Below are 14519 nucleotides of genomic sequence, written 5' to 3' on the forward strand. Positions count from 1 at the left end.
GGGCACTGATGCCCGTCAAAGTTCTCATTGCCGACGACGAGATGCACATTTTGCGTGCAGCTGAATTCAAATTGAAACGAAGCGGCTTTGAAGTTACGTGCGTGGAAGATGGCCAGGAAGCATGGGAGGCCATCCAGCAAGAACGACCCGACATCCTGATTACCGACTTTCACATGCCGCGAATGGATGGCTTAGCACTTTGCCGCACGATTCGTTCCCATGGCGAGACGGCCGACTTACCTATCATCATGCTGACCGCCAAAGGCTATGACCTTTCCGGCGATGATGGCACGTCCGAACTCGACATCGCAGCAGTCTTGGCGAAGCCGTTCAGCCCTCGTGGCCTGGTGCAGTGCATCCAAGAGATCCTGGAAACCGGCAAGTACGTACCCAAAGTCGCTACCTTCTAGCAACAACACCTAACGCATGAATCTGTCGACTGAAATCTTTGGTGCCGTCATGGTGGTCCATACTCCTGAAGAATTGGGAGAGGATCAGGCCGACAACGTACGCGCGTTTCTCGAATCACGCGAGCGTCAGAATCTGATCGTCGATCTCGACGGGACAGAAACAATTGATAGCGTCGGACTGGAAACACTGCTCGACGTGCAGGACACGCTGCGTGAAAAGGGTGGAGATCTGCGAATCGCCACGACGAACTACGCCAATCGTAAGATCCTCGAAGTCACGCGACTCGATTCAATGCTGGAAGTTTTCGACAGCGTCATCGATGCCGTCAAGAGCTTCGCCTAAGCGGAAAGGAAGGATGCCATGGAATCGATGATGAACCCGATGACCAGCGCCCCACCTCGGCTTGGTAATCTTTTGATCCGCCGCGGGTACGTGACCGTCGAGCAACTGGAACAAGCACTCGCCTATCAGAAAATGAAAGGCCAGGGCAAGCTTCTGGGTGAAATCCTTGTCGAGCTTGAATTCTGCTCCGAGGACCACGTCATCGAGTGTTTGGCGACCGAGTACGGTGTACCTCATGCGCGGTTGGAAGCCCGTCTGTACGACCCGAAAGTGGTCGACCTGCTTCCTCGCGAATACATCGAAAAGCACGGCATTTTTCCGCTGTTCAAAATCCGAGGGGTGCTGAGTGTTGCCCTATCGGAACTCTCGAACCTGTTTCTGATCGACGAGATCAAAACCCAAACAGGTCTTCAGGTTCAAATTGTTGCGGCGTCGTCCAAAGACATCCGCCGCATGATCTCGCAACTGCCTGACTCGCGGGTCTTCGTGATCGATGACATCATCGAAGACAACAACGAGACCGAAGTCACGCTGATCGAGGATGCGATTGAAGACATTGGTGACGTCGAAGAAATCGCCGGTCAGTCCCCAGTGATCCGACTGGTGAACTACGTCGTCTACAACGCAGTAAAAGAAGGGGCAAGCGATATTCATATCGAGCCCGCCGAACGCTGCATGCGAGTTCGCTACCGGATCGACGGCAAGCTGCACAAATCGCTCGAAGTTCCGATCCACTTGCTCAACGCGGTCAGCAGTCGTATCAAGATTATGGCCGGGCTCGACATCAGCGAACGCCGGTTACCGCAGGATGGCCGCGTGAACGTGATGCTCGACTCGCGCAAGATCGACCTTCGTGTGAGCACCTTCCCAGGCAACCGAGGCGAGAAGACGGTAATTCGTGTTCTCGATACCAAGAAGGTCACGCTCGTCCTTAAGAACCTGGGCTTCGCCGAAGACATTCTCACACGGCTCTCCGCCAACGTGCATGCTCCCAACGGCATCGTCCTGGTTACCGGCCCGACCGGTAGTGGTAAGTCGACGACACTCTATGCGGCGCTCAATGAGATCGCCACCATGGAGAACAACATCTGCACGGTGGAAGATCCCATCGAATACCACTTGCCGCTGATCAATCAATTCCAAGTCCAAGAACGCGTCGGCCTGACGTTCTCGGTCGCTTTGCGTACGCTGTTGCGACAAGATCCCGACGTGATCATGGTGGGTGAAATTCGTGACGAGGAAACAGGGCGAACTGCCATTCAAGCGGCTTTGACCGGTCACTTGGTGCTCAGCACGCTGCACACCAACAACGCTCTTTCCGCAGTCACGCGACTGGTCAACATGGGCGTCGAGCCCTACTTGATTGGTGCCGCACTCAACATGGTTCTCGCACAGCGACTTGTTCGACGAATTTGTCCGAAGTGCAGCGAAGCGTATGAACCGGACCGCAACCTTCGTAAGGCCCTCGACCGGATGGGCTACGAGATCGATTCCTTCCGTCGCGGTGTTGGCTGCCGGGCATGTCGCAACACCGGCTACAGCGGACGTATCGGCGTTCACGAACTATTGACCATTTCGGACGAACTGCGAGATGCCATCGTCAATGGTGCTTCGCTGGCCGAGATGCGGAAGATCGCTCAGAACAACAACTCGTTGATCGGGATGCAGCTAGACGGATACCGCAAGGTGAAAGAAGGAATCACGACCGTCGAAGAAGTCATTCACGCGACCGGGGACATCGTCTATTAAGTAAGCAATAAGCCATGCAAACCTTCGCCTATCAAGCCAAAGACAAGCTCGGGAATATTCACGATAGTTCCATCGATGCCGACAGCCTCGATGAAGCCCGTAGCGTGCTCGCCAGCGATGGTCTGCAGTTGATCTCGATCGAAGAAGAAGCTTCCGGCGGGTTTTCGCTGGGCGGCAACCGCATCACCAAGCACGACATCATCTACATGACCAGTCAGCTGTCGGTGATGATTGAAACTGGCATCAACCTCTCGACGGCCCTGGATGGTATTGCATCGCAGGAAAAGAACGAAGCTCTGAAGAAGCTGATGCTCGACATCAAGCGAGAAGTCGAAGGAGGTGAAGACTTCTCTGCAGTGCTTTCGAAGCATCCGAAGTACTTCGACCAAACCTACATCGCCCTGATTCGTGCGAGTGAACAAACGGGCCTCATGGGCGAGATGCTCGAGAAGGTGGCACTATACCTTCGCAAGGAATCCGAGACCAAAGGAAAGATCCGTGCGGCACTCGCTTACCCAGCAGTCATGATTCTGCTGGCATGCGGTGTGACTATCTTCCTGCTGACGTTTGTGCTGCCGAAGTTTGAGCCGCTGTTCAACCGCAAAGGGGTAAAGCTGCCTGGGCCAACGGTCTTTATGATGACGGCTTCGGACTTCCTGCTGAACTATTGGATGTATTGGGGTCCGGCATTGATCGCCACCGGCGTGGCCTTTTACTTCTTCCGAAAGAGCGAGCCGGGACGAAAGGTCATCGACACCGTCAAGCTCAACGTCCCGATCATCGGTCCGATGATTCGCAAGGTGACCATTGCCCGAAGTCTCAATACGCTTGGAACCCTGGTGCGTAGCGATGTTCCCATGCTGCAGTCCTTGGAACTTACTTCGCAGGTTTGCAACAACGCCAACTACTCGCAGCTTTGGCGTAACGTGATCGATGCCGTTACTTCCGGTAGCCAGATTCACGAGAGCCTCCGAAAGAGCAAGCTATTCCCAGCAACGATCGTGCAGATGATTGCCGCCGGCGAAGAGACCGGCCGCCTGGACGACGTTCTCGAGAAAGTGAGTACTCACTACGAACATGACGTCGATCTGTCGATCAAAACGACCACCAGCCTGATCGAGCCAATCATGATTGCCGTGATGGGGGTCGTCGTCGGGGGGATCGCCCTGGCGCTGCTGATGCCGATCTTCTCGCTGAGCCGCAACGTCTAGGGAAACGAGCCCTCGATACAATCCGTTTGAGGGGGCTCAACTGCTGGCAAGCGAACGAAGAGATCACGCGACCGGTACAGATTAACATTTTGGCCTACCTGCCAGCACTGGAGGGGACATTTCCTCGTTCAGATCATCCTGAGCACTTCCGATTCTTCTACGGTCGAATCTCTTTCCTGGCTCAGGACACTTATATGAGTACTTCCGCTCGAATTGCTAATATTGTCGACGAACTTTGCCGACGCCAGGATCAAGTTCTGAAAGAGCTGGACAGCCTCGACCAGCAAATCGAGCAAGTGCTGAAATCGCTGGCTCCAAAGCCCGAACCGGCCACGATTCCTGTGACGGTTCAATCCGATCGCAAAGCCGCCTAGCGGTTACTCTCGGTCCAGTTTCCCGGAACGATTAATCGCCAGTACCAGGCGAAAGCCGATCGCAAAGCTGATCACCAGACCAATTGCTCCTGGGATCGAGATGTCTTTCATCTGCAGCCAAACCTCGTCCTTGAAGAGCAGGGGAGGAACATCCGAGCTGAGCATTTGCGACGATCCCATGAACAACGCCGCCGTGATGATCCCCATCACCATTCGGTTGACCGATGGTTCCAACCGGCGATGATCAAGGTGGATGTCGAACTTGCCAACCCGCACCAGTTCCAGAATCTCGCTAATCCGTCGCGGCATCACCTCGGCCAGGCGTTCCAGCTCGTTGTACATCCGCCACAGTTTCCGCAGGCGACGCTGGGGCGAAAATCGCTTCAAGATGATGCGGCGACGATGCTTGTGCAGCAGTTCACTTAAGCTGAACTGCGGATTGAGCATTCGCCCGGTACCGTCCAGCATCATCATGGTCTTCAGCAGCATGACGACCTGGGGAGGCAGTTGAATGCGATAATTCCGCACGATCTTGAACATCTCGTTCACGGCATCGGCGAAATTCAGGCCTTCAAGCTGTTGGTTCGCAAAGTCCGAAACATAGTCATTCGCGTCGCGGCGAAGCGCGCGTTCGTCCAGATCGGGTGGAGTCGAGCCAATCCGAATGATCGTGGCGGTCAGCAGATCGGCATCACGGCCGGTGATCCCCATCAGCAAGTCTTCGATGTCTTCTCGCAAACGATCGTCAATCCGACCGACCATCCCGAAATCGAGCAGGCCAATCACGTCCCCAGGCAGCAGCACTAAGTTGCCTGGGTGAGGATCGGCATGGTAGAAGCCAGTATCGAAGATCATATGCATGTACAGCTCGGCACCACGCCGGGCCACTTCACTCAAGTCAATCCCCTCGGCCACCAATCGTTCTTGTTCGTTCAGCTTAATCCCGTCGATGTACTCCATCGTCAGCACACGCGGCGTGCATAGGTCGGGATAGACCTTCGGGATCTGAACCGTTTCGTTGTGCTCGAAGGCCGCTTCGAACTGCAGGATGTTGCGTTCCTCGCGTCCGAAATCGAGTTCGCGGCGAAGTGCGCGCTGGAACTCGGCAACGGTTGCCTTGGGGTGATAGTCGCGAAACTCAGGCACGTTCTCTGCTAATGCAGCCAGGCCGGTCAGGATGTCGAGGTCTTCATAGACCTTCTTTTCGATGCCATGATGCTGCACCTTGACGACGACCTTCTCGCCAGTAAACAGCCGAGCAAGATGGACCTGGCCAATCGATGCCGAGGCGAAAGCTTTGTCTTCGAACGTCGAGAAAAGCTGATCGATCGGCTGACCGAGCTCTTCTTCAATCAGCTTGCGAACCTGCTCCGGCGGATCGGCCGGTACGTTGGCCTGAAGCTTTTTCAGTTCTTCCGCCTGATCGACACCAACAATATCGGGCCGTGTGCTCAGGATCTGTCCCAGCTTGATGAATGTGGGACCCAAGTCTTCCAGGGCCATTCGAACGCGTGCTTCGCGCGTGTACTTGGCCAGCACCTCGCCATCTCGATCTTTGAGGAATCCTTTGGCGAAGTCGAATTGGAAGCGTTGGATCCAGTCCGCCAGGCCGTACCGACTAAGCACCGATAAAATCTCGGTCCAGCGGTTTACGTTGCGATAAAGCTGGGGAATGTTGGTAAGTCTCATGAATCTTCTCAAAGGAGGTAGACACCCCTTTCATATTATTTCAAGCATCTACGACCAAGCTATGGCGTAGCAAGTCTTGACCGCCTCAGCATAATGCCGCAAACTTTCCATGTCCGCACTTCTCGGGCCAAAAATAGGCAGTCCGGGGCAAAGCAGGGCCGTTTCGTCCGATTTTTCGGTCGATTACCCCTTATAATGCGGCAATCCTCGAAAGCCTGACCCGTTGTCCTCCGACGGAAACCTACTCATGAAAAGCATTATTCCCGCCGTTCTTCTTCTCGTCACTACCATTGTTTCGTCCGCAGCCGCGGATAATTGGCCATCTTGGCGCGGTCCTGAGAATCAAGGAATCAGTTACGAAAAGAATCTGCCCACCCAGTGGAGTGCCGACAAGAATATCGCTTGGCGTTTGCCGATGCCAGGGGCAGCTGGTTCGACTCCGGTCATCTGGGACGATCACATCTTTCTGACTTCGGTTGCCGATGACGACCTGGTTTTGATGTGCGTCGGTACCGATGGCGTCGAAAAGTGGCGACGCAAGCTGGGCAGCGGAAATCGCGACGTCCGCGGCGACGAAGGCAACTCGGCCGCTCCGTCTCCTTCGACCGACGGAAAACATGTCTGGGCATTCTTCTCCAATGGCTCGCTCGCTTGCTTCGATTTTGAAGGCAAAGAAGTCTGGCAGATCGACGTCCAGGAAAAGTACGGCAAGTTCGATATCCAGTTCGGTTTGACCAGCACCCCGGTCCTGCACAACGACAAGATCTACCTGCAACTGATCCACAGCGGTGGAGCTAAGGTCGTGGCAATTGACAAAGCCACCGGCAAAGAAGCCTGGGTCACCGACCGAACGAGCGACGCCCGCCAGGAGTGCGAACATAGCTATGCCTCGCCGATCGTGTACGACGGCAAGGAAGCAAAGTTCCTGCTGACTCATGGTGCGGACTACTCAATCGCCTACGATCTGGAAACAGGCAAAGAGATCTGGCGCGTCGGCGGCTTGCATCCTCCGGGACGTTATGACGTCACCCTGCGGTTTGTTTCCTCCCCAGTCGCGAAGGATGGGATGGTCGTTGTCCCTTCCGCCAAGCGAGGCATCACGGCCGCGGTGAAGACCACTGGCAAGGGAAACATCACCGACAAGAAGGACCTCTACTACTGGACGTTCGAGATCACGCCTGACGTTCCGTCGCCACTGATCGTCGATGACCTGGTCTATCTCTGTCGCGAAAACGGCAACCTGATTGCCCTGGAGAAAGAATCCGGCAAGCAGCTGTACGAGGAACGCACCAACCGCATTCGCCATCGGGCATCCCCCGTTTATGCGGACGGCAAGATCTATCTCACCGGACGTGATGGCATGGTGACGGTAGTGCAAGCAGGCCCAGAATTTAAGATCCTGGCTCAAAACGAAGTGGGGGAAGCGATTGCCGCTTCGCCAGTCATCAGCAATGGTCGAATCTACCTGCGGACGTTCGATGCCCTCTGGGCGATCGGAAGCGAGTAGTTTCTTCCCCTGGCCAGTCGCGTCGGTATTTCCTGAATAATCGCTACTCTTGAGCCGATAACAGCCCTAAGAGGTTGCCCGATTCGTACGGACTACCACCAATGCCACCAGCTAGCAAAACCGATAGTGCCATGCGTATTTGCTTTGCTCTGATCCTTGCGTTCTCCTGTTTCTCCTCGACGGTTGTCTGGGCTCAGAACCCAGTCGTACCAGGCCAAGGCCAACGTGTTTGGTTCGATGACCTGGAAGACGAAAACTGGGAGTACATCGACAACCATCCCAAGTCGAGCCACGAACAGGACAACAACATCCGCCTGCCTGGCGGCATGTCGAAGAACAAGCTGTGGGGCGAAAGCAGCAAGCGTGGCCATCCCGACTACGTTCGCCGAGTGGAAACACCCGAAGGGGGCATCCCTGGTAGCGAAGGCGCGCTGCTGATGATGACGCTGCAGTCCAACATCCCGTTCCGCGCAAGCAACGAACTGGGGCAGGACGACTTCATCTGCCGCGTTCCAGGGCGATACTCGGTACGCCAATACCCGAGTGCCGTGACCCGAGTTTACCTGCCGCCGTTCGAGAAGTGGGAACAATACAAGGGAGCCGCTACCTTCGGTTTCCGTACCACCTGCGTCGGTAGCCGCTCGAAGAAGAAGGGTGCTGGTATCTTCAGCTATACCTCGAACGAGACCGAAGAGAACTGGCCAGGTATCTTCATTGAGTTTCAACCGGCCAAGCCTGGTACCGAACAGGAATCGGCCGCCCAATGGATCATCCGCGGAGCCCCTTATGGTGACGTCCGAGGTCCGAAGATCAGCGTCGATCAACTCGGCTGGTGGACGATTGGCATGTCGTTCACTCCAGATGGCCGCTGCCATTACTTCATCTCGCAAGGTGCCGACGACCTGACCTCCAAAGACCTGGTCGCTTCGTACCTGCCGTATAACTACAAGATCGAGACGGTCAGCGGGATGTTCTTCAACGTCTTCAATCTCGACAACGGCAAGAGCTGGTCGACCCCATGGGTGATCGATGATCCCGCTTTCTACGTGGGCCGTCGTTAAACCGTTGCTCTAGCTTGCCGGCACAGCGGAAGCATCCGACGCGATGGCTTCCGCCTTAGGCATCGGCAACAGATAGCTTCGCAGCGTTTCCACCGTTCGAGGACCAATCCCCTTAACACGCTGCAAGTCTGAGTGATCGAGAAACGGTCCCTGCATTTCTCGCGATTGCACAATCCGCTTGGCAAGCGTCTCACCAATTCCAGGCAGTTGAGCGAGTTCCGCCCACTCGGCCTGGTTCACGTCGACTAAAAACCGATATTCGACGGCAGGTGCCTGGTCGATGTCGATATAGTCGATCGACCGCATCTTCTGGATGCCGAAGTAGGCCGCCCCCGAAAGCACTGCCATCACCAAGATCGATGCGATCACAAGCTGATCGCCGCGGCGCAGAAACCACCGCATCACGATTCGCTCTTCTGGTTTTTGACGCCGCTTGCCCATGTCACCCCTTGGTCACGAAGCCCCCATTATCAACAATGAAGGCCAGCAAGGCGAGTTTTTCCGTCTCGTCCGTCGAATCGCCCACAAAATACAGCGAAAATCATGGCCAAGCAGTTCCATCAAGTCACCTGGGATGACCTTCTTCAGGATGATTGCCGCCAACTTCTCGATCTGGCCGTGCGTGAAGACTTAGGTCGAGAACACGACTGGTCCACGCTTAGCCTGATTCCCGAGTCGGCGATGGGTGAAGTCAGCATCGTGGCTCGCCAGGAAGGCGTTCTTGCCGGCAGCCAGATCATCGACTTGATGATCGACGAATTGGAACTCGATATTGAAGTTGCTTATCACCTGAGCGACCGCTCGGCGATGGTGCCTGGCGACAAGCTGATCACGCTCAGCGGTAGCGTTCGCGATCTACTCACCACCGAGCGTATTGTCTTGAACTTCCTGGGCCGCCTGGTTGGTATCGCCACACTCACTCGCACGTACGTTCAGCAGGTCGAGGGCACCTCCGCCAAGGTATACGACACCCGAAAGACCACCCCTGGCTGGCGGCGACTGGAGAAGTACGCCGTTGGGTGTGGTGGCGGAACCAATCACCGCACGGGACTTTATGAAGCCGTGATGCTCAAAGACAATCACCTGGCCTGGTACACCCAGTTCACCGGCAAGTCGGCTCAGCTTGGGGACCTGGTTGGTATCGTTCGACAGTTTCTCATCGATCAACTGGGAGAAGCCAACGGTTCGCAGCGGATCATCGAGATCGAAGTCGACCGGATTGAGCAACTAAAACAAGTTCTACCCAGCCAGCCGGATATCGTCCTGCTCGACAACATGGACTGCGACACTCTCACCGCCGCGGTCAAGCTGCGTGATGAATTAGCTCCGAGCGTACAACTGGAAGCCTCTGGTGGAGTCAATCTGCAGACCATCCGCGGAATCGCCGAAACAGGCGTCGAGCGGATCAGCGTCGGGGCACTGACCCATTCCGCCGTAAACGTCGATCTGGGCTACGATTGGGGCTGATCGACAATTAGATGTTGCGTTTTCGCAACATTCCCCCAATTCGGACCAAGGACTTTTCGATTATCTGCCGCAACTCTTCTCGCGGAAATTGACGAATGCGCGGGCAAACCTAAGTTTCAGACGGACCATCAGGCACACGTTATTGCCTGATTTTCTCGCTTCCAGCGTCCCTGAAACTCGTGAAGATGCCTGCAACCATAACCCCAAGCCGCTCCCACTTTGGCTTCTCGCTGATGGAAGCCGTCGTCGCGATGTCGATCGTGGCGTTCGCCAGCAGTGTGCTGCTTCTGGGCGTCGAGGCGACCTTGGAGTCGGTCGAAGAGCAGGAAGAGATCACGATTGCCGATGGGCTTGCCCGACAAATGCTCGACGAGATTCAAGGGCAAAGCTGGGTTGATCCCGTATTGCGGGCTTATCCTTATCAAACTTCGCTCTCAGCATCGGCAGACGAACGACTTGGCCCCGGCAGGTCGCAGTTCGACGACACGGACGACTACAACAACTACCAATCTACGCCTCCGGTTCATATCGGCGGCGAAGCACTTGGAGCGACCGACTCGACCGGCGATACCTTGCCAGAAGCATTCCGGCCGCGAAGTGATTTCTTGTCCAATTGGCGACTGACAGTCGAGGTCGCCTACCTGAGCGAAAGCGATCACTCGGTTCAAATGGCCGACTATCAACCGACCAATTATCGAGCCCTGATTTGCCGCGTGTACCGCCGCAACCGAGATAACACCTGGCGAGAAGTCGTTTCTCGAGAACGAGTCATTTCCTATATCCCTGCTCATGACTAACGGTCCCTTCAATCCGAAACGAGGACTCTCGTTAGCCGAGTTGCTGGTTGCCAGCGCGGTGATGGGGATCATTTGCCTCTCCTTCGGCACGTTGGCTATGTCCGTGCAGATGGCCAATGAGTATTCGCAGGAAAAGAATCTCGTAGGGCAACATGCTCGTGTCATCCTGCAGCGTGTCGAACGCACGATGCAAGGGGCTCACGCGAGTGAAAGCTTCCCCGGAATCTTGCCAATCACCTATTACTACGCCAGTTACGATTTCCCTCAGGCAATAGCCGTTTGGGATCCAGATGGCAGTCCGCTTGGAAACTACCCTCAGGTCAACGAACTCGCCATCTTTGCGGCCGATCCCGAGAATCCCAATCGGTTCGTGGAAATTCGCAACGCGAGTGATACAAGTTCAGCCCCTGGTCTTACCGATGAAGCCGGCTGGCGAACGCTCGTTGCCAACCTGATCGACAGTTCCGATAGCGAAGTTGTGGAGATCAGCGATCTGATCCGTGCTGGCAAGGCCGGATCGAATTATTACAGCACGCTTCGCTTTCAAACCCGAGTCGTCCCCAGCGACGCCGACATCGCCGCCGCGCGGTCCGGCTCAGTCGATTGGGAGGATTTGAATTGGGCCACCAGCATCTATTCGTCCAAGGCCGGCATCCGGCAGGTTTGGTGTCACTTTGAGTGGCAACTGGTCCCCAGTTCTAACATGGACGAACATAGTCGCCTGCAAGAACAAGCGGTCCCGTTCTTCGGTTCCTCGGCCATTTACTATCAGGTGACGAAATAGCCATGGCCAGTCATTCCATTCGCTATCGCCGCAAAGGCTTTGCTGTTGTGATTGTCCTGGCACTGCTGTCAGTGACCCTGGCATTGTCGTATTCGATGATGCGCGTGCAGTCGACCACCAGCCAGATCCAACAGAACATGAGTCGCCAGGCCGATGCCCGGCAAGCGGCGATCTCCGGCGTTTCCGCCGGGGTGCGTGAAATGTACGAAGCCGACTGGGGCGGAATCGATTCGACGCTGCAAATGAACCTGAGTGACAATCGCTCGTACCTGGTTAGCTACCAGTCGGGCGATCCTTGGCTTGAAGCCGACGATCCAGACTACTCAGAGAAACCTTTTCGAGTAACCGTCGTCTCCACGGGATACGCGTTTGATCCGGCCAATCCGACGGTGCGGTCTGAATACAAGATCCGTGCGGTCGTGCAGCTCGTACGTCGAAAGCTGCAGTCCAATCCCAGCAGCTATGCCGCGGCGGCGGGCCATTCCATGTACAGCTATGGCACCGGCACCAATCGGCTGGAAGCCCCGAACCAGGTCCGCGGAAAAACGTTTATCAATGGCAAGCTCGATCTGTGCGAAGACTGGCAAAAGACCAATCGCCCGTTTCACGGCTTGATCGACGAGATTGCCATTTATGACCGCGACATGAGCCATGCGGAACTCATGATGATTGGTCTGGTTGGCAATCTTACCAATTCGTCAGTCTCCGGTGCGTTTTCGACGACCGGCGTTCGACATTGGTGGCGATTCAACGAATCTGACTCGACATCAACCGTCGCGACTGACTCTGCTGGTGGAAGACACGGGACCTATATGGGAGGCGTTTACCCCGGAGTCAACGTTGGCGGTGGCAACAAAGCCGTCTATCTCGACGGCGTCTCGGGCCGCGTTGATTTAGGTAATCTATCGCTTCCCAACCCGTACAACTTCACGATCATGGCCTGGGTCATGCCAATAACATTGACCGGAGATAACGTCGATGGGCGGATCATATCCAAAGCAACACATACTGACTCCAGCGCGCATGAATGGATGCTCAGCACGACCAGGAGCGGCGGAAACTCATACCCCAGAGTTCGCCTGAAGACGTATACGCACTTCTACGAAGAGGTCCCCAGCAGCGGATCGCTTTCGACGAATTCCTGGATTCACCTGGCGATCACGTTCAACTCGACCACCGATCAGGCAAGGTTATATGTCAATGGGACTCAACGTGATTCGTGGACCGCGTATGGCGTCCCTAAGTCCTCCAACGACATCCTGGCCTGGATCGGCGACAACCCGCCAGGCTCAGCCCGATCTCGCTACCTGGAGGCCACCAAGAGCCTGGCCGACGCCGACCTGGGTGACTATCGACCACTCGCCGGGGACGTCACCCTTTCGAGTGATCGCAACGAGTTGAGTACGGCGTTAACCCTTAATCGCCAGCTTGGGTGCGAACTCTCCTATCGGTCGACTTCGGCTAGTTCGATCAGCAGCTCCACGCTGGCAGGTTCGACGTATCGCCTATATCCAGGCGGTACCGAGTACACCATTCCCACCGTCAGTTCGACCGTTCACTACCAGACACTTGAACCCGATATCGACACCAATCCGCTGGGGATCTTTCGCGCCTCAGGCACGGTCTCCCTCGAAACCCAGACCAAACTAACGGGAACGTTGATTACCCAGAGTTCTGGAAGCGACATCCGAATGAGGGGGAGTCAGATCAACATCACAGGCGTCAACTTGCCGGCGCTCGATGGCGACTCGACCGTGTACCAATTGCCGACCCTCATCGCCGCGGATGATATTGAAGCCAGCTACGGCGTCAACGCGAACATTGAAGGAGCCATCGCGGCAATCGGCGATCTTGAAATCGAAGACTTGTACTCCGACTCCGTATTCCAACTTTCGGGCCAGGCATTCGTTGACGAGTTCAAGCTGAACGCCCGGTCCAACTGGGCTACGGTCGCCTACTATTCGTCTTACTATCTGACCAACTTCGTGAATTACGTGGGGCATGCGAATACTTCAGCCAACTTCGCAAGCTGGCTCAACGATACAAGTTCCGCGAAATTTGAGAATAACGTTACAATCGACCTGCCTGAGACGGCTCCCACTTACCAATGGCTGGACCTCAGCCAGCCGATTTATCAAAAGGGAGACGATGACACAGGCCTCGTATGGGAACTCGTCCGTTGGAAGGACGAGGGTGGCACCTGATCAAGTGAAGGAATTGAATCATGAACGAAGCTAAATCGCGCTGGCAACTGCTGGTGATCTTCAATGTCGTATGCCTGGCAGGTGGATGGTGGTATTCGCAAGGTCATGCAGCGCCACCAGAAACCAAACAGCCGTTTGCCAACGCAGTACAACAACGTGAATCCATGATTCGGCTCTTGCAGGAATCGAATCAACTGTTGCGTGAACAAAACCAATTGCTCAAGTCGGGCAAACTGAAGGTACAGATCACGGAATCCCGGTAGGTCCATGCTTCGCACCACGATAAATCGCTCGATTAAGATCGCGAGGCCCGCACGGCTGCGTCGAGGGCTGACGCTGATCGAGATCTTAATCACCGTTGCCATCCTGGGGATCTTGGCGGCGGCGATCATCCCCCAGTTCGGTGCGACCGCGCCGGACCAGGTTCGCGGTGCGGCTCAAATCATCGCGGCCGATATGGACTATGCCCGTTCGCTGGCGATCTCCAATAATTCGACGTATCTGATCACGTTCAGCAAGACCCGCAACGGTTATATGTTGACGCATTCAGGCACGAATACTTCGCTGGATACGCTGCCCGACAATCCGTTTCGGAAGCCATCGGATGATTCCAAGTCGCTGATCGTGATGCTCTCCGATTTTCCCCATGTCGGTTCGAGCGTTACGATCGCTGCAGTCGTTACAGACGAACCCTCTCCCCAAGAGGTCACTTCGATTGAGTTCGACACGCTCGGTCAGACATCGCGAAAGCAACCTACACTTATTTGGCTTTCCTCCAGGGCTGGGGCGGAGGATATCTACTTGCCGATTGAGATCAATCCGGTCACCGGACTGACAACCATTGGTGAGTTCACCACCGTAGCCCCAAACACTTCGAGCGCAAAAGCCTCGACCTGATCCGGCGTGAACCGAAGCGAATCGGC

The 14519-nt window shown here is 55.5% G+C and carries 15 protein-coding genes; 13 read left to right on the top strand and 2 right to left on the bottom strand.

What is annotated here, in order from left to right; genetic code table 11:
- Nucleotides 1-8: 8 nt before the first annotated feature.
- The 5 genes from PSR63_RS00725 to PSR63_RS00745 all read left to right on the top strand — a co-directional run bounded on the left by PSR63_RS00725 (nucleotide 9) and on the right by PSR63_RS00745 (nucleotide 4087).
- Nucleotides 9-410: a response regulator gene (locus PSR63_RS00725; RefSeq protein ID WP_274329868.1), complete on the top strand. Its 402-nt coding sequence runs from the start codon at nucleotides 9-11 to the stop codon at nucleotides 408-410.
- A gap of 16 nt (nucleotides 411-426) precedes the next feature.
- Nucleotides 427-753, top strand: a complete 327-nt coding sequence (locus tag PSR63_RS00730) for an STAS domain-containing protein (protein WP_274329869.1) — start codon at nucleotides 427-429, stop codon at nucleotides 751-753.
- Nucleotides 754-771: 18 nt separating this feature from the next.
- The gene (locus tag PSR63_RS00735) at nucleotides 772-2502 is read left to right on the top strand and encodes a GspE/PulE family protein (RefSeq protein ID WP_274329870.1); all 1731 of its coding nucleotides are present in this window, start codon (nucleotides 772-774) and stop codon (nucleotides 2500-2502) included.
- Between the two features lie 14 nt (nucleotides 2503-2516).
- The gene (locus PSR63_RS00740) at nucleotides 2517-3713 is read left to right on the top strand and encodes a type II secretion system F family protein (RefSeq protein WP_274329872.1); all 1197 of its coding nucleotides are present in this window, start codon (nucleotides 2517-2519) and stop codon (nucleotides 3711-3713) included.
- A 194-nt stretch (nucleotides 3714-3907) separates the two neighbouring features.
- Nucleotides 3908-4087, top strand: coding sequence for a hypothetical protein (locus tag PSR63_RS00745; RefSeq protein ID WP_274329873.1), 180 nt, complete (start codon nucleotides 3908-3910; stop codon nucleotides 4085-4087).
- Nucleotides 4088-4090: 3 nt separating this feature from the next.
- Here the strand turns inward: PSR63_RS00745 and PSR63_RS00750 are convergent, their stop codons facing one another.
- Nucleotides 4091-5776 (bottom strand): ABC1 kinase family protein, encoded by a 1686-nt coding sequence (locus PSR63_RS00750; RefSeq protein ID WP_274329875.1) that lies wholly within the window; start codon nucleotides 5774-5776, stop codon nucleotides 4091-4093.
- Between the two features lie 247 nt (nucleotides 5777-6023).
- Between PSR63_RS00750 and PSR63_RS00755 the strand changes: the two genes are divergently transcribed.
- Nucleotides 6024-7283, top strand: coding sequence for an outer membrane protein assembly factor BamB family protein (locus tag PSR63_RS00755; RefSeq protein WP_274329876.1), 1260 nt, complete (start codon nucleotides 6024-6026; stop codon nucleotides 7281-7283).
- Nucleotides 7284-7414: 131 nt separating this feature from the next.
- Nucleotides 7415-8344: a hypothetical protein gene (locus tag PSR63_RS00760; RefSeq protein ID WP_274329877.1), complete on the top strand. Its 930-nt coding sequence runs from the start codon at nucleotides 7415-7417 to the stop codon at nucleotides 8342-8344.
- A gap of 9 nt (nucleotides 8345-8353) precedes the next feature.
- On the opposite strand, the gene PSR63_RS00765 is transcribed toward PSR63_RS00760, so the two are convergent.
- Nucleotides 8354-8785 carry a ComEA family DNA-binding protein gene (locus tag PSR63_RS00765; protein ID WP_274329879.1) on the bottom strand — a complete coding sequence of 144 codons (432 nt, stop codon included), beginning with the start codon at nucleotides 8783-8785 and terminating at the stop codon, nucleotides 8354-8356.
- A gap of 102 nt (nucleotides 8786-8887) precedes the next feature.
- On the opposite strand from PSR63_RS00765, the gene nadC reads away from it, so the two are divergent.
- The 6 genes from nadC to PSR63_RS00795 all read left to right on the top strand — a co-directional run bounded on the left by nadC (nucleotide 8888) and on the right by PSR63_RS00795 (nucleotide 14493).
- Entirely contained in the window at nucleotides 8888-9811 is a 924-nt protein-coding gene (gene nadC / locus PSR63_RS00770) for a carboxylating nicotinate-nucleotide diphosphorylase (protein WP_274329880.1), read from the top strand.
- 185 nt (nucleotides 9812-9996) lie between these two features.
- Nucleotides 9997-10608, top strand: a complete 612-nt coding sequence (locus PSR63_RS00775; RefSeq protein WP_274329882.1) for a type IV pilus modification PilV family protein — start codon at nucleotides 9997-9999, stop codon at nucleotides 10606-10608.
- Nucleotides 10601-11392 (top strand): PilW family protein, encoded by a 792-nt coding sequence (locus tag PSR63_RS00780; RefSeq protein WP_274329883.1) that lies wholly within the window; start codon nucleotides 10601-10603, stop codon nucleotides 11390-11392. Before PSR63_RS00775 ends, PSR63_RS00780 begins: the two co-directional genes overlap by 8 nt.
- Before the next feature lie 2 nt (nucleotides 11393-11394).
- Nucleotides 11395-13596 carry a LamG-like jellyroll fold domain-containing protein gene (locus PSR63_RS00785; protein WP_274329885.1) on the top strand — a complete coding sequence of 734 codons (2202 nt, stop codon included), beginning with the start codon at nucleotides 11395-11397 and terminating at the stop codon, nucleotides 13594-13596.
- A 20-nt stretch (nucleotides 13597-13616) separates the two neighbouring features.
- Nucleotides 13617-13859 (top strand): hypothetical protein, encoded by a 243-nt coding sequence (locus PSR63_RS00790; RefSeq protein WP_274329887.1) that lies wholly within the window; start codon nucleotides 13617-13619, stop codon nucleotides 13857-13859.
- Between the two features lie 4 nt (nucleotides 13860-13863).
- Nucleotides 13864-14493 carry a pilus assembly FimT family protein gene (locus tag PSR63_RS00795; RefSeq protein ID WP_274329889.1) on the top strand — a complete coding sequence of 210 codons (630 nt, stop codon included), beginning with the start codon at nucleotides 13864-13866 and terminating at the stop codon, nucleotides 14491-14493.
- Nucleotides 14494-14519: the final 26 nt, after the last annotated feature.

The organism is Bremerella sp. P1 (assembly GCF_028748185.1).
Classification (GTDB): domain Bacteria; phylum Planctomycetota; class Planctomycetia; order Pirellulales; family Pirellulaceae; genus Bremerella.

Excerpts from the sequence above, each read along its gene's own strand:
- PSR63_RS00755 (WP_274329876.1), top strand. The coding sequence starts at position 6,024 with ATGAAAAGCATTATTCCCGCCGTTCTTCTTCTCGTCACTACCATTGTT.
- PSR63_RS00735 (WP_274329870.1), top strand. The coding sequence starts at position 772 with ATGGAATCGATGATGAACCCGATGACCAGCGCCCCACCTCGGCTTGGT.
- PSR63_RS00760 (WP_274329877.1), top strand. The coding sequence starts at position 7,415 with ATGCGTATTTGCTTTGCTCTGATCCTTGCGTTCTCCTGTTTCTCCTCG.
- PSR63_RS00775 (WP_274329882.1), top strand. The coding sequence starts at position 9,997 with ATGCCTGCAACCATAACCCCAAGCCGCTCCCACTTTGGCTTCTCGCTG.
- PSR63_RS00795 (WP_274329889.1), top strand. The coding sequence starts at position 13,864 with ATGCTTCGCACCACGATAAATCGCTCGATTAAGATCGCGAGGCCCGCA.
- PSR63_RS00765 (WP_274329879.1), bottom strand. The coding sequence starts at position 8,785 with ATGGGCAAGCGGCGTCAAAAACCAGAAGAGCGAATCGTGATGCGGTGG.
- nadC (WP_274329880.1), top strand. The coding sequence starts at position 8,888 with ATGGCCAAGCAGTTCCATCAAGTCACCTGGGATGACCTTCTTCAGGAT.
- PSR63_RS00790 (WP_274329887.1), top strand. The coding sequence starts at position 13,617 with ATGAACGAAGCTAAATCGCGCTGGCAACTGCTGGTGATCTTCAATGTC.
- PSR63_RS00750 (WP_274329875.1), bottom strand. The coding sequence starts at position 5,776 with ATGAGACTTACCAACATTCCCCAGCTTTATCGCAACGTAAACCGCTGG.
- PSR63_RS00745 (WP_274329873.1), top strand. The coding sequence starts at position 3,908 with ATGAGTACTTCCGCTCGAATTGCTAATATTGTCGACGAACTTTGCCGA.
- PSR63_RS00740 (WP_274329872.1), top strand. The coding sequence starts at position 2,517 with ATGCAAACCTTCGCCTATCAAGCCAAAGACAAGCTCGGGAATATTCAC.
- PSR63_RS00725 (WP_274329868.1), top strand. The coding sequence starts at position 9 with ATGCCCGTCAAAGTTCTCATTGCCGACGACGAGATGCACATTTTGCGT.
- PSR63_RS00730 (WP_274329869.1), top strand. The coding sequence starts at position 427 with ATGAATCTGTCGACTGAAATCTTTGGTGCCGTCATGGTGGTCCATACT.
- PSR63_RS00780 (WP_274329883.1), top strand. The coding sequence starts at position 10,601 with ATGACTAACGGTCCCTTCAATCCGAAACGAGGACTCTCGTTAGCCGAG.
- PSR63_RS00785 (WP_274329885.1), top strand. The coding sequence starts at position 11,395 with ATGGCCAGTCATTCCATTCGCTATCGCCGCAAAGGCTTTGCTGTTGTG.